The 21,254-nt window shown below is 63.0% G+C and carries 19 protein-coding genes; 10 read left to right on the top strand and 9 right to left on the bottom strand.

The genetic code is table 11. The features are described 5' to 3' along the window. Positions 1-71: 71 nt before the first annotated feature. The 3 genes from BJQ17_RS24335 to BJQ17_RS24325 all read right to left on the bottom strand — a co-directional run bounded on the left by BJQ17_RS24335 (position 72) and on the right by BJQ17_RS24325 (position 6,189). Positions 72-2,483 carry a glucose/quinate/shikimate family membrane-bound PQQ-dependent dehydrogenase gene (locus BJQ17_RS24335; RefSeq protein WP_019752450.1) on the bottom strand — a complete coding sequence of 804 codons (2,412 nt, stop codon included), beginning with the start codon at positions 2,481-2,483 and terminating at the stop codon, positions 72-74. Positions 2,484-2,513: 30 nt separating this feature from the next. Next, the gene (locus tag BJQ17_RS24330) at positions 2,514-3,848 is read right to left on the bottom strand and encodes a carbohydrate porin (protein WP_003252108.1); all 1,335 of its coding nucleotides are present in this window, start codon (positions 3,846-3,848) and stop codon (positions 2,514-2,516) included. A 295-nt stretch (positions 3,849-4,143) separates the two neighbouring features. Continuing rightward, positions 4,144-6,189, bottom strand: a complete 2,046-nt coding sequence (locus BJQ17_RS24325) for a TonB-dependent receptor (RefSeq protein ID WP_070096773.1) — start codon at positions 6,187-6,189, stop codon at positions 4,144-4,146. 164 nt (positions 6,190-6,353) lie between these two features. Here BJQ17_RS24325 and BJQ17_RS24320 point away from each other — a divergent pair, with 164 nt between their 5' ends. Then, positions 6,354-6,575, top strand: a complete 222-nt coding sequence (locus BJQ17_RS24320; protein ID WP_003252112.1) for a VF530 family DNA-binding protein — start codon at positions 6,354-6,356, stop codon at positions 6,573-6,575. Position 6,576: 1 nt separating this feature from the next. Continuing rightward, the gene (locus tag BJQ17_RS24315) at positions 6,577-7,212 is read left to right on the top strand and encodes a Pr6Pr family membrane protein (protein WP_003252114.1); all 636 of its coding nucleotides are present in this window, start codon (positions 6,577-6,579) and stop codon (positions 7,210-7,212) included. A 163-nt stretch (positions 7,213-7,375) separates the two neighbouring features. Here the strand turns inward: BJQ17_RS24315 and BJQ17_RS32410 are convergent, their stop codons facing one another. The 3 genes from BJQ17_RS32410 to BJQ17_RS24300 form a co-directional block, all read right to left on the bottom strand. Further along, positions 7,376-10,204, bottom strand: coding sequence for a ShlB/FhaC/HecB family hemolysin secretion/activation protein (locus BJQ17_RS32410; protein ID WP_070096772.1), 2,829 nt, complete (start codon positions 10,202-10,204; stop codon positions 7,376-7,378). Between the two features lie 160 nt (positions 10,205-10,364). Continuing rightward, complete coding sequence (locus BJQ17_RS24305; RefSeq protein WP_003252119.1) at positions 10,365-10,919, bottom strand: murein L,D-transpeptidase family protein; 555 nt, start codon at positions 10,917-10,919, stop codon at positions 10,365-10,367. A 22-nt stretch (positions 10,920-10,941) separates the two neighbouring features. Further along, positions 10,942-11,493, bottom strand: coding sequence for an NUDIX hydrolase (locus BJQ17_RS24300; protein WP_054888642.1), 552 nt, complete (start codon positions 11,491-11,493; stop codon positions 10,942-10,944). A 123-nt stretch (positions 11,494-11,616) separates the two neighbouring features. On the opposite strand from BJQ17_RS24300, the gene BJQ17_RS24295 reads away from it, so the two are divergent. The 5 genes from BJQ17_RS24295 (at position 11,617) to purT (ending at position 14,781) form a co-directional block, all read left to right on the top strand. Further along, positions 11,617-12,216, top strand: a complete 600-nt coding sequence (locus tag BJQ17_RS24295) for a CoA pyrophosphatase (RefSeq protein WP_003252125.1) — start codon at positions 11,617-11,619, stop codon at positions 12,214-12,216. 44 nt (positions 12,217-12,260) lie between these two features. Then, positions 12,261-12,785, top strand: coding sequence for a gamma carbonic anhydrase family protein (locus tag BJQ17_RS24290; RefSeq protein WP_003252127.1), 525 nt, complete (start codon positions 12,261-12,263; stop codon positions 12,783-12,785). Continuing rightward, complete coding sequence (locus BJQ17_RS24285; RefSeq protein WP_012053591.1) at positions 12,775-12,978, top strand: DUF1289 domain-containing protein; 204 nt, start codon at positions 12,775-12,777, stop codon at positions 12,976-12,978. Before BJQ17_RS24290 ends, BJQ17_RS24285 begins: the two co-directional genes overlap by 11 nt. A gap of 77 nt (positions 12,979-13,055) precedes the next feature. Continuing rightward, positions 13,056-13,523, top strand: coding sequence for a VUT family protein (locus tag BJQ17_RS24280; RefSeq protein ID WP_010952556.1), 468 nt, complete (start codon positions 13,056-13,058; stop codon positions 13,521-13,523). A 76-nt stretch (positions 13,524-13,599) separates the two neighbouring features. Then, positions 13,600-14,781: a formate-dependent phosphoribosylglycinamide formyltransferase gene (gene purT / locus BJQ17_RS24275; protein ID WP_012053590.1), complete on the top strand. Its 1,182-nt coding sequence runs from the start codon at positions 13,600-13,602 to the stop codon at positions 14,779-14,781. 139 nt (positions 14,782-14,920) lie between these two features. Here purT and BJQ17_RS24270 read toward each other — a convergent pair whose 3' ends face one another. The 3 genes from BJQ17_RS24270 to BJQ17_RS24260 form a co-directional block, all read right to left on the bottom strand. Then, positions 14,921-16,219, bottom strand: coding sequence for an MFS transporter (locus BJQ17_RS24270; RefSeq protein WP_047604466.1), 1,299 nt, complete (start codon positions 16,217-16,219; stop codon positions 14,921-14,923). Between the two features lie 267 nt (positions 16,220-16,486). Further along, the gene (locus BJQ17_RS24265; RefSeq protein ID WP_003252136.1) at positions 16,487-17,692 is read right to left on the bottom strand and encodes a transporter associated domain-containing protein; all 1,206 of its coding nucleotides are present in this window, start codon (positions 17,690-17,692) and stop codon (positions 16,487-16,489) included. Between the two features lie 9 nt (positions 17,693-17,701). Continuing rightward, the gene (locus BJQ17_RS24260) at positions 17,702-18,511 is read right to left on the bottom strand and encodes an inner membrane protein YpjD (RefSeq protein WP_003252138.1); all 810 of its coding nucleotides are present in this window, start codon (positions 18,509-18,511) and stop codon (positions 17,702-17,704) included. Positions 18,512-18,823: 312 nt separating this feature from the next. Between BJQ17_RS24260 and ffh the strand changes: the two genes are divergently transcribed. The 3 genes from ffh (at position 18,824) to rimM (ending at position 21,253) form a co-directional block, all read left to right on the top strand. After that, positions 18,824-20,200 carry a signal recognition particle protein gene (ffh, locus tag BJQ17_RS24255; protein ID WP_070096771.1) on the top strand — a complete coding sequence of 459 codons (1,377 nt, stop codon included), beginning with the start codon at positions 18,824-18,826 and terminating at the stop codon, positions 20,198-20,200. A gap of 259 nt (positions 20,201-20,459) precedes the next feature. Then, positions 20,460-20,711, top strand: a complete 252-nt coding sequence (gene rpsP, locus BJQ17_RS24250; protein ID WP_003252142.1) for a 30S ribosomal protein S16 — start codon at positions 20,460-20,462, stop codon at positions 20,709-20,711. 5 nt (positions 20,712-20,716) lie between these two features. Beyond that, complete coding sequence (gene rimM / locus BJQ17_RS24245) at positions 20,717-21,253, top strand: ribosome maturation factor RimM (RefSeq protein ID WP_003252144.1); 537 nt, start codon at positions 20,717-20,719, stop codon at positions 21,251-21,253. Position 21,254: the final 1 nt, after the last annotated feature.

Below are 21,254 nucleotides of genomic sequence, written 5' to 3'. Positions count from 1 at the left end.
ATCGCGCCAGCTTTCAGAAATTGAGCAAGACAGTTGCTCCCACAGGGTTGAGCCTGCGGGAGCGGTGTCGCTTACTCAGCTAATTTGTAAGCGATGATGTAATCGCCCATCTTGGTGCCCAGCGAGCCATGGCCGCCGGCAGTCACCAGCACATATTGCTTGCCGTCCTTGCCGGTGTAGCTCATCGGCGTAGCCTGGCCACCCGCTGGCAGGCGTGCCTTCCACAATTCCTTGCCGTTGTTCACGTCATAGGCGCGCAGGTACTGGTCGAGCGTGCCGCTGAGGAAACCGACGCCACCGGCGGTGACGATCGAGCCACCCATGCTTGGCACGCCAACCGGCAGGCCGATCGGCACCGGAGTGCTGTCCCGGGTGGTGCCGTTCTTGTGTTTCCACACCACCTTGTTGGTGAACAGGTCGATGGCGGCGACGTAGCCCCAGGCGGGTGCCTGGCACGGTACGCCGAGCGGCGACATGAACGGGTGCATGGTCACTGCATACGGTGCACCGGTGTTCGGCTGCACGCCGCTGGTCTCACTTTCGCGCTTGCTGCCTTCGGCAACCTGCTCACGCGGGACCATCTTCGACACGAACGCCATGTAGTTGGGCGAAGTGAACAGCAACTGGCGCACCGGGTCGACCGACACGCTGCCCCAGTTGAATACACCTACGTTGCCGGGGTAGACCAACGAACCTTGTTCGGATGGCGGGGTGTACTGGCCTTCGTAGCGCAGCTCGCGGAACTGGATGCGGCACAGCATCTGGTCGAAAGGCGTGGCGCCCCACATGGCCTGTTCGGTCAGCTCTGGGCCGAGCAGGTTGAGGTCGGAACGAGCCTGGGTTGGCGAGGTGTGGTCGCCTTCCACTGCGCCTTGTGGGGTGGGGATCTCGCGGATCGGCACGATTGGCGTACCGTCGCGGCGGTCGAGCACGTACAGGCTGCCTTGCTTGGTCGGTACGATGATCGCCGGTTTCACGCCATCGTCGGTTTTCAGGTGTACCAGGGTCGGCTGGCTGCCGACGTCCATGTCCCACAGGTCGTGATGGGTGAACTGATAGTTCCAGCGTGCCTTGCCGGTGGCCAGGTCAAGGGCGACCACACCGGCACTGTACTTCTCGGCGCCTGGGGTGCGGTCGGCGCCCCACTGGTCCGGGGTCTGGTTGCCCAGCGGCAGGTAGATCATGCCAAGGTCTTCGTCGACGCTGGCGATTGACCACATGTTGGCCGAGTTGCGGCTATACATTTTGCCGGCAGCCAATGGCTTGGTGTCGTCCGGGTTGTTGCTGTCCCAGTTCCACACCAGGTGGCCGTCGTGCACGTCGTAGGCGCGGATCACCCCGGACGGCTCATTGGTCGACTCGTTGTCGGTGACGTGGCCACCGATAATCACCAGGTCACGGGTAATGGCAGCAGGCGAGGTGGAGTAATAGCCGCCGGCGGTGAACGGGCCAATGCCGGTGGTGAGGTCGATCACGCCCTGGTTGGCGAAACCTTCGCAGACCTTGCCGTTGTCGGCGTTGATGGCGATCAGGCGGGCATCTGCAGTCGGCAGGTAGAGACGACGCGGGCAGGCTTGGGCCACCGCCTGGCCTGCGTCGGTAATTTTCGGCGCCGGGCTGCCGTCGCGGCTGACGTAGCGGTTTTCGTCATAGTACGAGACGCCGCGGCACGTCATGTGGGCAAAGCCTTTGAAGGTGCCGGTCGGGCTCTTGACCTGCGGGTCGTAGCGCCAGATTTCCGCGCCAGTGTCCGGGTCCAGCGCCAGCAGGCGGCTGTGCGCGGTGCAGGCGTAGAGCATGCCGTTGACCTTCAGCGGGGTGTTCTGGTTGGTCAGCTCCACCGGGTCGTTTTCGGTTGGCAGATCACCGGTGCGAATGCGCCAGGCCTCTTCCAGGCGGTAGGCGTTCTGCGGGGTGATCTGGTGCAGCGGCGAGTAGCGGTCGCCATGCTCGGTACGGCCGTAGGCCTGCCATTCGCCGTCGGGCATGGCCGGGGCGGCACTGGCCATTTCGCTGCTGTCGCGGCCCAGTTCGCCGAACACTTCACCGGGATGGGTGAACTGGCTGCCCAGCGCGCAAGCGCCCGAAGCGACCACTGCCAGGCCGAGCAGTGCAGTATTGGCTTTGCTGGCCGGGCCGATCAGCGGGCGACGTGCCCACGGAAGCAGCAGCACCACGCCGATGGCGAACCAGATGGCCAGACGGGGTACCAGTTGCCACCAGTCCAGGCCCACTTCGAGCAGGGCCCAAACGGTGCTGCCCAGCAGCACCAGGCCATACAGGCCCAGGGCGATCTGGCGTTGGGCCAGCAGCAGGATGCCCGAAAGGGCAAAGCCGATACCGGCGATCAGGTAGTACAGCGATCCGCCCAGCTGGCTCAGCTTGATACCGCCGGCCAGCAGGGCCAGGCCCATCAGCAACAGCAGCGCGCCAATCAGGCGCGGTAGCCAGCGGCTTCCTTGGTTCGCACCTTCAGTGCTCATCGTAGGTTCTCCGTCAGGTCAAAAAAGGGGTTAGAAACTGCTCTGGATCTTCAGGCCGCCGATCAGGGCGCCATCCACCTGCGACACTCCGCCCGGGTGGCGGATGTACTGCAGGTTGGGGCGTACCGTGAGCCAGTCGGCCAAATGGATGCCGTAGTACAGCTCGGCGCTGTACTCGGTGTCCTGCACGGGCAGGAAGCCTGGGTTGTCGTAGTCGTAGAGGCCGGCGGCCTGGTTGGCCAGGCGGGCGTTCTTGCGATAGGCAGGGTTGACGTGCACGCGGGCCAGGGCGAAACCGATGTCGTCCTTGGCGCGGGCATCGAAGGGCCCTTTGAATACCAGTCCTGCCTGCACATAGTTGTCGATGGCATTGGTCTTCTTGTCATGCACGGTGGCGTTGGTGAACACGCTCAAGCCGCGTGACTGGTCGGACGCCAGCGAGGTGACCTGCTGCTGGGCGCCAATCCACAAGCCGTGCTTGCTCGAGCTGCTGCGGTAGGCGGCGCCGCTGATGGCGGCCGGCTGACCGTTGCTGTCCTTGAGAACATCTTGTGCCTTGGCATTACTGTAGTAGTAGCCGGCACGATATTCCCCTTTCAAGCCTTGGATACGTGGGGTCCATACCAGTTCGAACGGCATTACCGCACCTTGGGTGCCGCTGCCGCTGAGCTTGAAACCATTGCCAGATTCAAGGTTGGAAGGGTTCTGCTCGAAGACGCCGACCTGTGCGTACAGCTCAGGGGTAAGGTTGTAGCGCACGCGCAGGGCCCACTGGCTGACTGGCCAGTTGTACCAGATGCCACCCACCCAGTTGCCCACCTGCGAGCCGCAGAAGGCCAGGTTCTGGAAGTCGCAAGGGAAGCTGTTGAAGTCCTCGCCTTCACCGAAGCGGCCGAATTTCACATCCAGCGCACCGTCGAAGTACTTCTGCTTGATCCACATTTGCGTCAGCCGCCAGGTTTCGCCGCGGCCCCAGACTTCCTGGGCGGAGGTGAAGCCGCCGACACGCGGGTCGTTGATGCGGTCGTTGCTGATGTTGTCGCCGTGACGCTCGGTGACGGTCAGTTGGAGTTCGGTGTCGTGCCAGCCGAGGATCTTGTCCAGGTCCAGGTGGCTGCCAAAGGTGAACTGGTCGCTGTAGCGCGCGGTGCGGTCGTGGTCGTAGCCGCCGTGCAGGTTGCTGCCCATCTCGCCGGTGTAGCCAAGGGTAAAGTCGTAGCCCTTTTCCAGCAGTTCGCTGCGGGTTCCACCCCAGTCGCCGAGCATCCACGGGGAGTCGCTGGCGAACATTTCGCTGGCGCTGGCGGGGGTTGCCAAGGCACTGAGGGCGAGGCCGATGTAACAGGTTTTAGGCAGTTGGAACATGAGATAGCGCTATCTTTTGATTATTGAAAAAACGGCAAGCGCATCGAAGGGCGAGCCCCTCAATGGATATGGCGACAAGGTTGTTCGATGAAGCGTTTCAGCTTGCGGCGGGGAGGATATAGGGGAAGTTGTAAGAAAAAAAGACAAATTGTCGCAGAGGATTGTTGTTGAACGGGCAACAGTCGTCATTAATCGAGGCAGGTGTAGGAGCGGGTTCACCCGCGAATGCGCCGGTTGACCTACCATCGTCTTCGCGGGTGAACCCGTTCCTACACCGATCTTCGTCGCTTGTGGTTCAGAAAGTGGTACGCAACCCGACTTCCACACTGCGCCCCGGCGCCGGTGCGATATCGCGCAGGATCGAACTGGCGTAGCGCACGGTCTGGTCGGTGAGGTTTTCGCCGCGTACAAACGCCAGCCACTGGCTCTGGCCAATGTCGAAGCGGTAGCCAACGCTCGCCCCCAAGGTGGTGTAGCCATCGGTGCCGGTTTCGTTGGCGGGTTTGCGGTGCTGCGACGCAGCGTGCTGCACGTCTACTCGCGCCTGCCAGCGGTCCAGTTCCCAGACCAGACCGCTGTTCAGGCGCAGCGGGGCGATGCGGGGCAGTGGCTCGCCGCTGTCCAGGTTCTTGGCCCGGGTGTAGTCACCGGACAACTCCAGCGCAAAGCTGCCGTAACGGTTCTCGGCCAACTGCCAGCGGTCCTGGGCCTCGATGCCGTAGAAGCGCGCCCGCACGCCTTGGTACTGGTATTCCGGGAAGCCGTCGTCATGATCGTGGTCGTGGTCATCCTCGTCATGGTCGTGATCATGCCCGCCCTCACGCAGGTTGCCGGTGCCGATCAGGCCGATGTAGTTGCGAAAGTGGCTGTAGAACACCCCAACACTGCCCTTGTGGGTGCCGTTGTCGAAGCGCAGCGCCAGGTCGGCGGAAATCGCCTTTTCCTTGTTCAGGCTGGCGTCACCGACTTCAAACGCGCCGGTGGCTACGTGCGCGCCATTGGCGTACAGCTCGTAAAAGGTAGGGGCGCGCTCGGTGTAGCCGAGGTTGGCGGCCAGCGACCAGACCGGGTCGAGTTGGTACACGGCCCCCGACGACAGGCTGAAGGCGTTGAAGCTGCTGGCGCTGTCGGCGTCGACGAAGTTCTCGTTGCCTTTGGCGTCCGGGTCTACGCGGGTGTGCTCCATGCGCGCGCCCAGGCTCAGGTTCAGGCGTTCGGTGGCTTGCCACTGCTCCAGCATGAACAGCGCCAGGCTGTCGGTATCGGTGTGCGGGACGAAGGCTTCCTCGCCCAGGGCGGAGAATTCGTTGCGGCTGACCTGGGCCCCAATGACCCCTTCCACCGGTCCGAGCGGCTGGTGACGGGCTTCGATGCGGGCTTCGTAGCCCTTGTTCTTGAAGGTGGTATGGACCTCGCCTTCCTCGATTTCGCTGTGTTCGTAGTCGATGTAGCCGGCATCTACCTTGACCGAGCTGAAAGGGCCGTCGAGGTCGCGCAGTTCGGAGGCGAAGGCGTAGTGATCCTGTTTCATGTCCAGGCGCACGCCGGACTCGGCCACCGAGCCGTAGTTGCTGTCGTAGCGGCTGTACGACAGGCCGGCGTAGCCGTGGTCCCAGTGGTAGGCACCACCGATCGCGCCGCCGTCCTGGCGACCGTCGCTGTTTTCCAGGCGGTGTTTGCTGCCGGGCTCGTCGGCATCGCGCACCTTGGCGCTGCGTGCGTAGCCCGGGATGCGCAGGTCGTTGAACTGGCGGCTGTTGGCGTCCAGGTGCAGGGCGAAGGCGCCGTCGCCGGCCTCCAGCTTGCCGGCGCTGCTGCGGGTGGTGTCCGCGCCGCCGTAACGCAGTTCACCGGCACCGTGGATGCCCTCGATCGGCGAGTCCGGGATGCGGTTGTCGAAGGTGTTGACCACGCCGCCGATGGCGTTACCGCCATACAGCAAGGCGGCCGGGCCACGGACGATTTCGACACGGTCGACCGTCACCGGGTCCAGGGGCACGGCGTGGTCATAGGACAGCGACGAGGCATCCAGGGCGCCGACGCCGTTGCGCAGAATGCGGATGCGGTCGCCGTCCAGGCCGCGAATGACCGGTCGGCTGGCGCCAGGGCCGAACCAGGTAGAGGCGACACCGGGCTGCTTGTTCAGGGTTTCACCGAGGCTGCCGTGCTGCTGTTGCAGCAGGTTGTCGCCTTCGAGCACGGTGCTGGGAGCCGCCAGTTGGCGGTTGCCCAGCGGGTTGGCGGTGATGATCTGGGGTTCGAGCTCTACGGCCTGGCTGGGCGATGAGGCCAGCCAGAGCGCAACGGCGAGAGGAGAGAGGCGAAGCGGTGAGTACAGCATGGGGATGGGGCGTTCCTTGGCAGAGGCTTTTATAGTGTTACAACATAACATAACTATTTCAGCACATAGGTTTTGCCCATGGCCAGCGATTTTTCTGTCGCCATGACTGATCCCACCCGCCACTACACTCGTGTAAGGTGCGCATCTTTCCTACGGAGCACAGCATGAGCACGGCCCAACACAACGCGCTGCACGGCAAGACCCTTGAACAGATCCTCACCGAGCTGGTGGCGCACTACCAATGGCAGGGCCTGGCCGAGCGCATAGACGTGCGCTGTTTCAAGAGCAACCCGACCATCAAGTCGAGCCTGACTTTTCTGCGCAAAACGCCATGGGCGCGGGAAAAGGTCGAGCAGCTGTACGTGAAGCTGCAGCGTCAGGCCTGACATGTCGCGTCGCCCTTGGCTGACCGGCATGGCTGTGCTTGGCTGGTTCGGCCTGGCCGTGCAGGTGAACCTGGTACTGCTGGCGCGTTGGCAGGAACAGGCCAGCCTGATTGGCGGCCTGATCAATGTGTTTGGCTATTTCACCGTGCTGACCAATACCCTGGTGGCGACGGTGCTGAGCTATGCCGCATTCGGCCGGGAAGGCCGTGGCAAACGCTTTTTCCTGTCGCCCTCGGTAAGCTCTGCAGTGGCCGCCAGTATCGTGCTGGTGGCGCTGGCCTACAGCGTGCTGCTGCGTCATTTGTGGCAACCACAGGGTTGGCAATGGCTGGCGGACGAGTTGCTGCACGACGTGATGCCGGTGCTGTATGCCCTGTACTGGTGGTGCGAGGTGCCCAAGGGCAGGTTGCGGCTATGGCATTTGCTGGTGTGGGCGGTGTACCCGGCGGTCTACTTTGGTTATGCGTTGTGGCGGGGGAGCGAGATTGGCGTGTATGCCTATCCGTTCATTGATGTGGCCAGTCTGGGGTATGGGCAGGTGATGCTCAACGCCCTTGGGGTGCTGGCGGGTTTCTGGGGGATAGGGCTGGTGTTGCTTGGGCTGGATTGGTGGCGGGGGCTGCACAGGTTGGCTTGACCTGTACCGGCCTCTTCGCGGGCAAGCCCGCTCCCACAGAGCAATCACACGCCCGGGGGGCTGTGGTATTCGCTGTGGAAGCGGGGGACACGCGGTGCCTGGGTATCAGCAGCAGGGCACAAGATTTCTGATGCCCCCAAATTGCCAGGGCCGCGATTGCGTCTTAGTGCTTCTTCCCTTGCATGCTCGAAGCCCATTGCTCGCTGCGACTATGCCCACTGGTTCTCAACACACCCAGGTCCAGCGCATTTTCCCCATCCGCCGCCATTTTGCTTTTGGCTATCTCGGCGATTGCCGTGCCCAGATCCACCGGTGAGTTGGACGCATCGAGCGACAGGTCTCGGCGATAGTCATTGCCGCTTAGCGTTTCCTGGGTGACCGAGTTGGCGTCGAGCCTCACGTCGCCTTTGGCCGATTGCAAGCGTGCCCCTACCAGATGAGCGTTGCCACCGACCTGCAGGTCGATGCCGTCGCTGCTTTTAAGCGTGGTCTGACGCGTCACGTTGTCGCGCTGTGCATGCGACACGTCGAGGCTGACGGTCGGCGAGAACCCTGGGTCTGCCTTGCTCAGGGCAGAACCGGCCGTTTTCTCGACCTTGCCTCCCAGCGGCCCTGCCACCGATTTGGCCGCGTTGACATAGCCCTGCGGGTTTTTCTCCTGGCTCAGCCTGACATCGCCCTTCACGCTCAGGGTGTTGACGTTGTCCTTGAGGCTGGCGATGCGCAGGTCACCGTCGATTGTGCCGCCAATATGCTTTGCATCCAGGGTGGCACTCTCGATGCGGGTATCGCCGCGGCTTTGCAGGTCGATGCGCTCGGCGCGCAGGTCACTGGTATTCCAGGTGAGGTTGTCGCGCTTGTCGAGCTCTACCTTGAGCCGGCCATGCAGGCCGCGGGTGTCCAACGCGCCCTTGGCCATGTTGAAACCGGCGCCGGCCGAGATGTCGAGGTTGTCGCGTCGCTCCTGGCTGGAAGAGGCTTCAACCAGCATGCCGCCATTCGAGGCGTCGAGGGTGATCTGTTCGGCCGAGGCCTGCAGGCCTTGCAGGTGCAGGGCGATGTCCTCGCGGGCGCTGCTGGTCAGGGTCAGTGTGCCGTTGCTGGCAAACTGGGCATCGACCGCCTGACGTGCATGTTCGTCCTGCTTGCCGTGGCTGAAGTGGCCGCCTATGGCTCCCCCCTGGGTCTGGCCAGCCTTGGCCGCCAGCTCCATGCCGCCACCCAGGTTGGCGCCTGTGGCCTGCTGGGTGTTGCTGGCCGCCTTGACCTGCAACTGGCCGCCGCTTTGTACCCGTATGTCGCCGGCCTTGGCCTCGCGGTTGCCAATGCGGGTGCCTTCGAGCAACAGGTCGCCGGCGCTGGTCAGTTGAACTTCGCCCTTGGCGTCGATTTGTGCCACTTGTGCCTTGCTCTGCGTGCTCAGCTTCTGGCCATGGTCCAGATAGCCCCGACCATCGACGCCGGTGCTGCCCGGGCGGTTGCCGACTTTGGCCCAGGCATTGCCATCGAGCTGGCGTGACTGCTGTTCGGCCTGGTCGGTCGCCTGGGGTAGGGCCAACGACCCTGCACTGTGCATGACCACGCTGCCTTCACCGCCATCGATGCGGGCCCCTTCGTAGCGGCCAGCCGAATCGTCGCTGACCAGCAGTTGTTCGACGGCAGGCAACAGGTCGCGGCTGTACTGCAGGGCCAGCTCGCTCTGCCAGCGCCAAGGGTTGGGTGCCGGGCCCTGACGCAGGTGCAGCAGGTTGGCGCGGTATTTGCGAAAGTCCGGGCGCAGGCGTTGAGCCCCCAGGGGCGCGCGGTCGGCACCCAATGCGTCAATGCCTTGGGCAACGCCGAAGTAGCCGTTCCACAAGCCATTTTCGAGCCACAGCAGGTTGAGGCCGGCCTCTACCGTGGCCAGCGTCGGGCTCTGCTGGACGATAACTGCGCCAGCGCTGCGGTTGATCAGCTGCTTGCGGTCCAGCCGGGCGCTGGCGCTGAGCATGCCTTGCTGGTTGCGCCACAACACCCGCTCGACACTCAGGCCCTGATAGCTGCTGCTGCCGTCGGCAGCCTTGTCGCTGTAGGGGAGTGGGGCTTGATAGCTTAGCTGGCTGGCGCTGAGGGCAAAGGTCCAGGCGCCGTAGGGGATGCTGTAGTACAACGATATCCCTTGGCTTTGGCCGGGCGTATCGAGCACCGTGCGGGTCCACGACAGGCGCAGCTCATCATTGAGGCCAAGCGGGCTGTCCAGGCCAATGCCGAGGTTGACGCGGTGGCGGCCGGTCAGCTCGCTGCCCCGGTTGTCGAAGCGGCTGTCCAGGTGCCAGCGTGAAGCAACCTTGCCCGGCTGCACGACCACGCGGGTGCCGCCTTGCAGTTCGCCGGGCAGCAAGGTGGCGCCCAGTTCATAGGCGCGTAGGCGGTTGAGCTGGTCCAGGCCTTGCTCAAGGTCGGGCAGGTACAGTGGCTGCCCGAGCAGGCCTGGGAAGGCACTGGAGAGGGACAGGGGCAGGTCGGGCCCTGCCAGCTCGATGGTTTCGACAAAGCCTTCGACAATGACGATGTCCAACGGCATGCCCTGTTCTGGGGGCTGTCGCAGGTAGGGGCGGCTGGTTGGGTAGCCGGCTTGTACATAACGTTGGGTGATGGCTTTGAGCAGCCGATTGATGTCGGCGATGCCCATGCAGGCAGGCGTGAGCGCACGGAGGGTGGGCGCCAGTGCCGAGCTCGAAAGCCGGTGCATGCCCGCCACGCGCACGCCATCGACTGCCCAGCAGCGATCATCGTGCGGTCGCTGGGAAGTGCTGTTGGTCGGTTCAGTCGGGGCGGGGATGCGCCGCCAGCGCTCCAGCCGCTGCTGTTGCTCCAGTTGCCGCAGCCCATGCTGTTGATCGCGCAACTGCTGGCTGGCAGGGTCGTCGGCCAGCACGTGGGGAATGGACAGCACGCCTGACAGGCAACTGGCCGACAGCCAATGGGCGATGCGGTGAATCAGGCACGGCATTGAAGCACCCCGCAAATGATGTACGGTTTTCGTACTCGTCTGCGTGGATGCTAAAAATTAAGTCACTCGCCTGGATGCAGTACCCTGCCTAAGCAACTGTCAGGCAAGTTCTCGCAAAGTGGTGAGAAGGTTCCTACAACCTGTACTGAAAGGCCCTATATCAAGGCCTGATCTCGATCAGCGTTCCATCCCGTACCAAGTCCCACACTTCCTGCATGTCGCGGTTGCGCATGGCAATGCAACCATCCGTCCAGTCCAGGGTATGGAAGTACCATTCCGGGTATTCATCGTTGATCGGCGTGCCGTGAATCATGATCATGCTGCCGGCACTCACCCCTGCCCGGGTCGCGCGGGCGGCATCGCTGATGTTCGGGTAGTTGATGTGCATGGCCAGGTTGAAGCGGTCGCTCTGCTTGCGCCAGTCCAGCCAGTACAAGCCCTCAGGGGTTTTCTTATCGCCTTCGCGTTCCTTGGCGCCCTTGGGCTGCTTGCCCAGCGAGATGCGGTAGGTTTTCAGCGGCTCGCCACGGCTGATCAACTGCAGGCGGCGCTCGGACTTGATCACCAGTACCTTGTCGATCAACGGTTGCATGGCTTGCTGCGAAGGCGATGGGGTTTGCGCTGCCGGTGCAGGCTTGCGGATGATGGTTTCGGTGAAGGCCGCCTGGGACACCGAGGTAACGCAAAGGCAGAAGAGGGCAAGCAACCAGCGCATGTAACAGTATCCCTGAAGGCTTTTAGGTGTGTGGCGAAACGTTCATCGGCGGCAGGTATTCATGGCCTATGGGGTAGTGCTGGCCGATGCGGTCGCGATAGTAGCATTCTAGTGTGCGAGTGACGGTGCGGAAAGCCAGCGCGTTCCACGGTATCTCATGTTCTTCGAACAGGCGCACCTCCAGGCTTTCGGCTCCCACGGCAAAGTCCAGGTCCGTCAACTCGGCGCGGAAGAACACATGCACCTGGTTGATGTGCGGCAGATCGAACAGCTGGTACAGGGACGTTGGCCCGACCCGGGCGCAGGCTTCCTCTACGGTTTCGCGACGCGCGGCCTGGTCGAGGGTTTCGCCGTTTTCCATGAAACCGGCGGGCAGGGTCCAGAAACCCCGGCGCGGTTCGATGGCGCGGCGACACAGCAACACCTGGCTGCCCCAGGTCGGTAGCACGCCGGCCACGATGTTGGGGTTCTGGTAGTGGATGGTCTGGCAAGAGCCGCAGACGTACCGCAGGCGGCTGTCGCCCTCGGGGATCTGCTGAGTGACCGGTTGGCCGCACGCGCTGCAGAATTTCATGTGTGGTTCCTTATGTTCAAGGCTATCTTGGCGCGGCCACCGTGCCGCCGCAAGCGCTGGGGCTTGGGTGCTTCGCGGCTTTGGTGCATGATGCAACACAGGACCTGGATACGAGCGTGCGCAATGCTGGACGAGCTACTTCGCCGAATGAGCAACCACCAACCCGCGTCATTGGAAACCGACAGGCGGTTCCCCGAAGCGGCGGTCCTCTTGCCCATTACCCGCAGCGAAGCGCCCGAACTGGTTTTGACCCTGCGCGCCAAGGGCCTGTCTACCCACGGTGGTGAAGTCGCCTTTCCCGGTGGCCGTCGCGACCCGGAAGACCCGGACCTGGTCTTTACTGCCCTGCGCGAGGCTGAAGAAGAAATCGGCCTGCCCCCTGGCCTGGTGGAGGTGATTGGTCCGCTCAGCCCGCTGATTTCGCTACATGGCCTGAAAGTGACGCCATTCGTCGGGCTTATCCCGGACTTCGTCGAGTATCGCGCCAATGATGCCGAGATCGCGGCAGTATTCACCGTGCCGCTGGAATTCTTCCGCCAGGACCCGCGTGACCATACCCACCGTATCGATTACCAGGGGCGTAGCTGGTATGTGCCAAGTTACCGCTATGGTGAATACAAGATCTGGGGGTTGTCGGCGATCATGATCGTCGAGCTGGTCAACCTGCTGTTCGATGCCGGTATCAGCCTGCATCAACCCCCGGAGCGTTACATCGAAAATTGAGCGGGGCCTACCCCGCCGTCTGCGTCGCAGCCTGAGGAACAAGCATGAAATATCGCCTGGGCGACCTGCGGGTCGAGAGCCACCCCACCAGTTGGGCCGCCCCCAACGCCACGCTCATTGGCAACGTGCGCCTGCAAGCCAATGCCAGTGTGTGGTTTGGCGCGGTGTTGCGCGGTGATAACGAGCTGATCGACATCGGCGAAGGCAGCAACGTGCAGGATGGCACGGTGATGCACACGGACATGGGCTCGCCACTGACGTTGGGCAAGGGCGTGACCGTGGGCCACAATGCCATGTTGCATGGCTGCACGGTGGGCGACTTCAGCCTGGTCGGTATCAACGCAGTGATCCTCAATGGCGCACGCATCGGCAAGCACTGCATCATCGGCGCCAACGCACTGATTGCCGAGGGCAAGGAAATCCCGGACGGTTCGCTGGTGATGGGCTCGCCGGGCAAGGTGGTACGCGAGCTGACCGAGCAGCAGAAACGCATGCTGGAAGCGAGTGCCGCACATTACGTGCATAATGCCCAGCGTTATGCGCAAGCGTTGGTGGTTGATGATGAGTGATGTAGCAGAGCGGCCGGTGGCATCGCCGTGCGTGAGCATTTGCGCGCTGGACGAGCAGGATATCTGCACCGGCTGCCAGCGTACCGTGGCCGAGATTGGCCGCTGGGGGCGGATGGACAACGACGAGCGCCGGGCGGTGCTCAAGCGTTGCCATGAACGGGCAGTAGAAGCCGGCCTCATCTTGCAGGCCTGACGCGAACCCTGTCGGAGCGGGTTTACCCGCGAACGGCCCAGCGGTAATCTGTACGGCTTGCCCACAGACAGCCCGCCATGTTCTATCTGATTGCCTATATCAGCAGCGTAGTGCTGATCAACTACGCCTTCTCCAGTGCCCCGCATCTGGACATCATCTGGTCCGCCTGGGGCGGCCTGGTGTTCATCCTGCGCGACATGGTGCAAACCCGCTTCGGTCACGGCGCGCTGGTGGCCATGCTGGTGGCACTGGTGTTGTCCTATGTCACCTCGGAGCCGGCCATCGCCCTTGCCAGCGCCACTGCGTTCTTCATTTCCGAGCTGATCGACTGGCTGGTGTTCAGCATCACCCGTCGGCCGCTGCGCGACCGCCTGTGGCTCAGTTCGGCGCTGAGCATCCCGGTGGATACCTTCATTTTCTTCGGCATGATCGGCGCTTTGACCCCGGCAGTCATCGGCACCGCGATGGCCTCGAAGTTCGCCGGTGTAACGGCGGTGTGGCTGGCCATGGCATTTCGCGCCCGGCGGGCCGCCGTGGCCGGTTGATGGTGTAGAATAGCGGTCCTTTTTCAGCGGGTGGCGCCTAGCCTGGCGCGGCCCCGGATGCCTTCGAGGACCTGAAATGACCCGTATCGGAACCCCATTGTCGCCCACCGCGACCCGTGTACTGCTCTGCGGCTGTGGCGAGCTGGGCAAGGAAGTGGTAATCGAGCTGCAGCGCCTGGGCGTCGAAGTAATCGCCGTCGACCGTTACGCCAATGCTCCGGCTATGCAGGTGGCGCACCGCAGCCATGTGGTCAACATGCTCGATGGCGTTGCCCTGCGCGCGGTGATCGAAGCCGAGAAGCCGCACTACATCGTTCCGGAAATCGAAGCCATCGCCACCGCCACCCTGGTCGAGCTGGAAAACGAAGGCTTCACCGTGGTGCCCACCGCCCGCGCCACCCAGTTGACCATGAACCGCGAAGGCATCCGCCGCCTGGCTGCCGAAGAGCTGGACCTGCCAACCTCGCCGTACCACTTCGCCGACACCTATGAAGACTACGCCAAGGCCGTAGCCGACCTGGGTTACCCGTGCGTGGTCAAACCGGTGATGAGCTCGTCGGGCAAGGGCCAGAGCTTGCTGCGCAGCGATGCTGACCTGCAGGCGTCGTGGGACTATGCCCAGGAAGGCGGCCGCGCTGGCAAGGGCCGGGTGATTGTCGAAGGTTTCATCGACTTCGAATATGAAATCACCCTGCTGACCGTGCGCCACGTGGGCGGTACCACCTTCCTTGAACCTGTCGGGCACCGTCAGGAGAAGGGCGATTACCAGGAGTCCTGGCAGCCACAGGCCATGAGCCCGAAGGCGCTGGCCGAATCGCAGCGCGTGGCCAAGGCGGTCACCGATGCCCTCGGCGGTCGCGGCCTGTTTGGTGTGGAGCTGTTCGTGAAGGGCGACCAGGTGTGGTTCAGCGAAGTGTCGCCGCGCCCGCATGACACCGGTCTGGTCACCCTGATTTCCCAGGACCTGTCGCAATTCGCCCTGCATGCCCGCGCCATTCTCGGCCTGCCGATTCCGGTGGTGCGTCAGTTCGGCCCGTCGGCCTCGGCAGTGATCTTGCCCGAAGGCCAGTCCCAACAGACCAGCTTCGCCAACCTGGGTGCAGCGCTGAGCGAGCCGGATACCGCCATTCGCCTGTTCGGCAAGCCGGAAATCAACGGTACCCGCCGCATGGGCGTGTGCCTGGCGCGTGACGAGTCGGTCGAACTGGCGCGGGCCAAGGCGACCCGTGCTTCGCAGGCGGTCAAGGTCGAGTTCTGATCCGAGAGTGCTGGGGCTGCTTCGCAGCCCTGTCGCGACACAAGGCCGCTCCCACAGGGATCGCGCAGCTTCCAGGCTTACGCGATCCCAGTGGGAGCGGCCTTGTGTCGCGATAGGGCCGCAAATCGGCCCCACTGGCTTACAGCGTGGTATTGCGCGTCTCTTTCAGGCACAGCACGGCAATCAGGCTGATCACCGCCGCTACCGACACATAACCCCCCACCCAGCTCAACCCCCCCATGCTCACCAGCTTCTGGGCAAAGAACGGTGCCGCCGAGGCGCCAACGATGCCGCCCAGGTTATACGCCGCCGAGGCACCGGTATAACGCACGTGGGTCGGGAACAGCTCTGGCAACAGTGCCCCCATCGGCGCAAAGGTGACGCCCATCAGGAACAGCTCGATGGCCAGGAACAGCGCCACGCCCGCAGTCGATCCCGACGTCAGCAGTGGCTCCATGGTAAAGCCTGAAGCTATCGCCAGCAGACCGCCGACGATCAGTACCGGCTTGCGCCCGTAACGGTCACTGAGCCAGGCCGACAACGGTGTGGCCAGTGCCATGAACACCACCGCGAAGCACAGCAGGCCAAGGAACGTTTCGCGGCTGTAGCCCAGTGTGGTCACGCCGTAGCTCAGCGAGAACACCGTGGAAATGTAGAACAGTGCATAGCACACCACCATGGCCGCAGCGCCCAGCAGGGTTGGCAGCCAGTATTTCGAGAACAGGTCGACCACCGGCATTTTCACCCGCTCGTGGCGGGCAACGGCCTTGGCGAACACCGGGCTCTCTTCGAGCTTCAGGCGCACGTACAGGCCTACCAGTACCAGTGCGGCGCTGAGCAGGAACGGAATGCGCCAGCCCCACTCACGGAACTGCTCGTCGCTGAGCACCAGGGCCAGGGTCAGGAACAGGCCGTTGGCCGCCAGGAAGCCGATTGACGGCCCCAACTGCGGGAACATGCCGAACCAGGCCCGTTTGCCTTCCGGCGCGTTTTCGGTAGCCAGCAGGGCCGCGCCACCCCATTCGCCGCCCAGGCCCAGGCCTTGGCCAAAACGCAGCAGGCAGAGAATGATCGGCGCCCACACGCCAATGCTGTCATAGCCCGGCAGTACGCCAATGGCGGTGGTGGATACGCCCATCAGCAGCAGCGAGGCGACCAGCGTCGACTTGCGGCCAATGCGGTCGCCGAAGTGGCCGAACAACGCCGAGCCCAGTGGCCGGGCGAGGAAGGCGATACCGAAGGTGAGGAAGGCGGCCAGCATTTGCGCGGTGCCCGACCCGGACGGGAAGAACACCGGGCCGATCACCAAGGCTGCGGCGGTGGCGTAGACGTAGAAATCATAGAACTCGATGGCGGTGCCGATGAAGCTGGCAGTGGCGACCCGCGCAGGCGAGTTGACGGGTGTGGCAGGCGCTTGGGCGTAAGTGCTGCTTGTCATTGAATAGGTCCCTGACAGTCTGGTCCGGCTCCATGGGCTTGGCCCGCAGTGGCGTGCCCTGTAGAAGGCACGGTGACGCGGACGCCGGAGCGTTTTGTTGTGTGCGCCCGACTGACGATGGCCCAAGGGGGGTAGGGGCGGGGCGGGTACTGTTCGGGGTGTTGACGCAGGACCGCAGGGCGTATCAGTGGAGCGGACTGGCCGTGGAGCGCCGGGTGCGGGTAGCAGGCGTGACGGCGGGGCTGGGTAAGCGTGACCCGAGTATAGCTATCGGGTCACGGTCCACACCAGTACCTTGCTGGCGCAATTGTCCTCTGTTTCAAGGATTTCCAGGCGATAGCGGCCTATCTTCAGGCAAACAGCGCTTTCCGGGATGCTTTCCAGCGCTTCGGTGACCAGCCCGTTGAGGGTTTTCGGCCCGCCGTCGCAGGGCAGGTGCCAGCTCAGGGTACGGTTGATTTCGCGTAACGAAGCGGTGCCATCGATGACGAAGGTGCCATCGGGTTGCGGATGCACATGCGGGTTTTCCAGGCTTTGCTCGTCCTCGAACTCGCCGACGATCTCTTCGAGAATGTCTTCCAGGGTGACGATACCCAGTACTTCGCCGTACTCGTCCACCACCACGCCCAAGCGGCGTTGCTGCTTGTGGAAGTTCAACAACTGCATTTGCAGGGGCGTGCTTTCCGGTACGAAATAAGGTTCGTAGCAGGCGCTGTGCAGCGCTTCCAGGGTCAGCTCGGCCTTGGGCAGCAGGTGGCTGATCAGCTTGGTGTTGAGGATCGCTTCGACCTGGTTGATGTCGTTGTGGTAGACCGGCAGGCGGGTGTGGCGGCTGACGATCAACTGCTCGATGATGCGTTCGATCGGCTCGTCCAGGTTGATGCCATCCACTTCGTTGCGCGGCACCAGGATGTCGTTGACGGTGATCTTGTCCAACGACTGCAGGCCGTCGAGCAGGCCATGGCGAGGTGCTTCGTGCTGTTCATCCTCATCAAAGTCGTCGGCATCCTGCGTATGCAGGGCCACAGCGGTGGGCTGTGCACGGAACGGGCGCAGCATGAGCTTGGCGGCGCCGTCCAGCAGACAGGCCAGTGGCTGCAGCAGTGCGAGAGGCACTTTCAGCAGGCTGGCGCCAAGGCTCACGAACGCCTGCGGGTTACGTCGGGCCAGGCGCCGCGGCAGGTATTCGGCAAACACCAGCAAGGCGAGGGTCGCGGCCAGGCCCGCCAGCCAGAAGCCGTGCTCGCCGCTCTGGCGCTGGCCCATCAGGCAGGCCAGCCCCAGCACCAGTAGCTTGCCCAGGCTGGCGCACAGCACCAAGGCCTGGGCCGGCAGCACGGGATGGCCATCTTCGCCGGCGCGCAGTGCGCCATTGAGCTGCAGGCGGGCAGCCTCCACGGCGGTGAACAGTGCTGACCACAAAAGGGCCAGTGCCAGAGTGCCGAATAGCGGTGCGTACGGCAGGGTGTCCATGGGCGGCCGTCAGATATGCAAGATGAATTCGCGAACCAGCTTGCTGCCGAAATAGGCCAGCATCAGCAGGCAGAAACCGGCCAGCGTCCAGCGGATGGCCATGTGGCCCCGCCAACCCAGGCGGGTGCGGCCCCACAGCAGCACGCTGAACACCACCCAGGCGACACAGGCCAGCAAGGTCTTGTGCGCCAGGTGCTGGGCAAACAGGTTGTCGAGGAACAGCCAGCCGGAGATCAGCGACAGCGACAACAGGCACCAACCGGCCCAGAGGAAGCCGAACAGTAGGCTTTCCATGGTTTGCAGTGGCGGGAAGTTGCGGATCAGCCCGGACGGGTGCTTGTTCTTCAGCTGGCGGTCCTGCAGCAGCAACAGCAGCGACTGGAACACCGCGATGGTGAACAGCCCGTAGGCCAGGATCGACAACAGGATATGCGCAAGGATGCCCGGTTCTTCATTGATCAGCGGCACCGTACCGGGGGGCGCGAACTGCGCCAGCAGTGCCGTTACCGCGCCCAGCGGGAACAGCAGCACCAGCAGGTTTTCTACCGGTATGCGCAGGCAGGCCAGCAATGTCAGGGTAATGACTGCCACGGCGATTAGGCTGGCGGCGCTGAAGAAGTCCAGGCTCAGCCCCAGCGGGGTGATCAGCTGGAAGAACAGTGCGCCGGCCTGGGCCAGCACCGCGAAGGCACCCAGCAGGCCAAGCAGGCGCTTGTCGGCCTTGCGGCCCTGGGCCAGGTGAGAGCCCTGGTAGATGGCCGCTGCTATATATAGGCCGGCGGCGATCAGGTTGGGAATGAGGCTGGGAGAGGAGACCATAAGTCCTGGTTGGCGAGCCTTTAAAGAGACGGAGTTTGGCATAGATTCTGCCGCTCTAGGAAGACTGAAGGGTTGTGTCAGGGCATTCGCGGGCACGCCCGCTCCCACAGGTACGGCCCAGGCCTGCAAGCCGTGAAGATCCTGCGGGAGCGGGCGCGCCCGCGAAGAGGCCAGCACAGCCACCGAATATCTACCAAGGTGTGCGTCGCCGCTGCACTTCGCTATAATCGCCGCCTTGCTGTGCCCGGCGGGTGTGTATTTCCCCCCTGGCACCTGACAAACCTCGGCTTTACTGGGCCTGAAAGGATCACCATGTTCGAAAACCTGACCGACCGCCTGTCACAGACGCTGCGCCATGTCACCGGCAAGGCCAAGCTGACTGAAGACAACATCAAGGACACGCTGCGCGAAGTGCGCATGGCGCTGCTCGAGGCCGACGTTGCCCTGCCGGTCGTCAAGGATTTCGTCAACAGCGTCAAGGATCGTGCGGTCGGTACCGAGGTGTCGCGCAGCCTGACCCCGGGCCAGGCCTTCGTGAAGATCGTCCAGGCCGAGCTGGAAAGCCTGATGGGCGCGGCCAACGAAGACCTCGCACTGAACGCCGCCCCGCCTGCTGTCGTGCTGATGGCGGGCCTGCAGGGCGCCGGTAAGACCACCACCGCCGGCAAGCTGGCGCGCTTTCTTAAAGAGCGCAAGAAAAAGAGCGTGATGGTGGTGTCTGCCGACGTCTATCGTCCGGCGGCAATCAAGCAGTTGGAAACACTGGCCAACGATATCGGCGTCACCTTCTTCCCGTCCGATATCAGCCAGAAGCCGGTGGCCATCGCCGAAGCCGCCATCCGTGAAGCCAGGCTGAAGTTCATCGACGTGGTCATCGTCGACACCGCCGGCCGTCTGCACATCGACGCCGACATGATGGACGAGATCAAGGCGCTGCACGCTGCCGTCAAACCGATCGAGACGCTGTTCGTGGTCGACGCCATGACCGGCCAGGACGCTGCCAACACCGCCAAGGCCTTTGGCGAGGCGCTGCCGCTGACCGGTGTGGTGCTGACCAAGGTCGACGGTGACGCCCGTGGCGGTGCTGCGCTGTCGGTACGTGCAATCACCGGCAAACCGATCAAGTTCATCGGTATGGGTGAGAAGACCGAGGCCCTCGAGCCGTTCCACCCCGACCGCGTCGCTTCGCGCATCCTCGGCATGGGCGACGTGCTCAGTCTGATCGAGCAGGCTGAGCAGACCATCGACAAGGCCAAGGCCGACAAGCTGGCCAAGAAGCTGAAGAAGGGCAAGGGCTTCGACCTCGAAGACTTCCGTGACCAGCTGCAGCAAATGAAGAACATGGGCGGCCTCGGCGGCCTGATGGACAAGCTGCCAAGCATCGGCGGGGTCAACCTGTCACAAATGGGCAACGCCCAGGGCGCGGCCGAAAAGCAGTTCAAGCAAATGGAAGCGATCATCAACTCCATGACCCCGGCCGAGCGCCGCGACCCTGACCTGATCAGCGGTTCGCGCAAGCGCCGTATTGCGTTGGGGTCCGGTACCCAGGTGCAGGACATCGGCCGGCTGATCAAGCAGCACAAGCAGATGCAGAAGATGATGAAGAAGTTTTCTGCCAAAGGCGGCATGGCCAAGATGATGCGCGGCCTCGGTGGGATGCTGCCAGGTGGCGGCATGCCAAAGCTGTAACCCCTGATTCGGGTGCCTGCCTTTTGTCGGGCAAGCGCCCAGAACCCCCGCTGTAGCGGGGCAACAGCCGCGAATTTCGCGGCGCAACCGGCAAATCTGGACGGCAGGGCGAGGCCTTGCCGAAAAAGTCATTTGCAAATGTCCGTGTATTCCCCGAGAATATGCGGCCTTTTGGGCACCCGTGTGCCTATTTGGCATTCAGATTTGCAGTACCAGCTGCTGTATCAACTGCAGCACCGACTATAGGAACGATGTTCACATGGTAACCATTCGTCTGGCCCGTGGCGGCTCGAAAAAGCGCCCATTCTACCACCTGACCGTGACCAACTCGCGTAACGCCCGTGACGGCCGTTTCGTTGAGCGCGTAGGTTTCTTCAACCCAATCGCTGCTGGCGCCGAAGTTAAGCTGTCGGTCAACCAAGAGCGCGTCACCTACTGGCTGAGCCAGGGTGCACAGCCGTCTGAGCGTGTTGCTCAGCTGCTGAAGGAAGCTGCCAAGGCCGCTGCCTGAATAGTATGAACGCGACGCCAGAAAAGGCTGACGACCTCATCGTCGTTGGCAAGATTTTTTCGGTTCACGGCGTTCGCGGCGAGGTGAAGGTGTATTCCTTTACCGATCCGATTGAAAACCTGTTGGATTATCCACGCTGGACGCTTCGGCACGAAGGCAAGGTAAAGCAGGTCGAGCTGGTCAGCGGTCGTGGCTCCCAAAAGGGCCTGGTCGTGAAGCTGAAAGGTCTCGACGATCGCGATGAAGCCCGTCTTCTGAGCGGTTACGAAATCTGCATCCCGCGGAGCCTTTTGCCCAACCTGGCTGCCGACGAGTACTACTGGTACCAGTTGGTAGGTCTGAAGGTCATCAACCAGGACGAACAACTGTTCGGCAAGGTCGATCACCTGTTGGAGACCGGTGCGAACGATGTAATGGTGGTCAAGCCCTGCGCAGGCAGCCTGGATGATCGCGAGCGTCTGTTGCCCTATACGGAGCAATGTGTGCTGGCAATCGACCTCGAAGCAGGCGTGATGCGGGTCGAATGGGACGCGGACTTCTAAA

Origin of the sequence: Pseudomonas sp. NBRC 111139 (genome assembly GCF_001753955.1) — a bacterium.
Lineage (GTDB): Bacteria > Pseudomonadota > Gammaproteobacteria > Pseudomonadales > Pseudomonadaceae > Aquipseudomonas > Aquipseudomonas alloputida.
Note: the sequence above shows the minus strand (reverse complement) of the source record. Positions and strands in the feature narration are given on the sequence as shown.

Bases quoted from the DNA above. Each gene is read 5' to 3' on its own strand.
- BJQ17_RS24320 (WP_003252112.1), top strand. From the start codon at position 6,354: ATGAGCACGGCCCAACACAACGCGCTGCACGGCAAGACCCTTGAACAG.
- BJQ17_RS24270 (WP_047604466.1), bottom strand. From the start codon at position 16,219: ATGACAAGCAGCACTTACGCCCAAGCGCCTGCCACACCCGTCAACTCG.
- BJQ17_RS24265 (WP_003252136.1), bottom strand. From the start codon at position 17,692: ATGGACACCCTGCCGTACGCACCGCTATTCGGCACTCTGGCACTGGCC.
- BJQ17_RS24325 (WP_070096773.1), bottom strand. From the start codon at position 6,189: ATGCTGTACTCACCGCTTCGCCTCTCTCCTCTCGCCGTTGCGCTCTGG.
- BJQ17_RS32410 (WP_070096772.1), bottom strand. From the start codon at position 10,204: ATGCCGTGCCTGATTCACCGCATCGCCCATTGGCTGTCGGCCAGTTGC.
- BJQ17_RS24290 (WP_003252127.1), top strand. From the start codon at position 12,261: ATGAAATATCGCCTGGGCGACCTGCGGGTCGAGAGCCACCCCACCAGT.
- rpsP (WP_003252142.1), top strand. From the start codon at position 20,460: ATGGTAACCATTCGTCTGGCCCGTGGCGGCTCGAAAAAGCGCCCATTC.
- BJQ17_RS24280 (WP_010952556.1), top strand. From the start codon at position 13,056: ATGTTCTATCTGATTGCCTATATCAGCAGCGTAGTGCTGATCAACTAC.
- BJQ17_RS24315 (WP_003252114.1), top strand. From the start codon at position 6,577: ATGTCGCGTCGCCCTTGGCTGACCGGCATGGCTGTGCTTGGCTGGTTC.
- BJQ17_RS24300 (WP_054888642.1), bottom strand. From the start codon at position 11,493: ATGAAATTCTGCAGCGCGTGCGGCCAACCGGTCACTCAGCAGATCCCC.
- BJQ17_RS24285 (WP_012053591.1), top strand. From the start codon at position 12,775: ATGATGAGTGATGTAGCAGAGCGGCCGGTGGCATCGCCGTGCGTGAGC.
- BJQ17_RS24330 (WP_003252108.1), bottom strand. From the start codon at position 3,848: ATGTTCCAACTGCCTAAAACCTGTTACATCGGCCTCGCCCTCAGTGCC.
- BJQ17_RS24305 (WP_003252119.1), bottom strand. From the start codon at position 10,919: ATGCGCTGGTTGCTTGCCCTCTTCTGCCTTTGCGTTACCTCGGTGTCC.
- ffh (WP_070096771.1), top strand. From the start codon at position 18,824: ATGTTCGAAAACCTGACCGACCGCCTGTCACAGACGCTGCGCCATGTC.
- BJQ17_RS24260 (WP_003252138.1), bottom strand. From the start codon at position 18,511: ATGGTCTCCTCTCCCAGCCTCATTCCCAACCTGATCGCCGCCGGCCTA.
- BJQ17_RS24335 (WP_019752450.1), bottom strand. From the start codon at position 2,483: ATGAGCACTGAAGGTGCGAACCAAGGAAGCCGCTGGCTACCGCGCCTG.
- rimM (WP_003252144.1), top strand. From the start codon at position 20,717: ATGAACGCGACGCCAGAAAAGGCTGACGACCTCATCGTCGTTGGCAAG.
- BJQ17_RS24295 (WP_003252125.1), top strand. From the start codon at position 11,617: ATGCTGGACGAGCTACTTCGCCGAATGAGCAACCACCAACCCGCGTCA.
- purT (WP_012053590.1), top strand. From the start codon at position 13,600: ATGACCCGTATCGGAACCCCATTGTCGCCCACCGCGACCCGTGTACTG.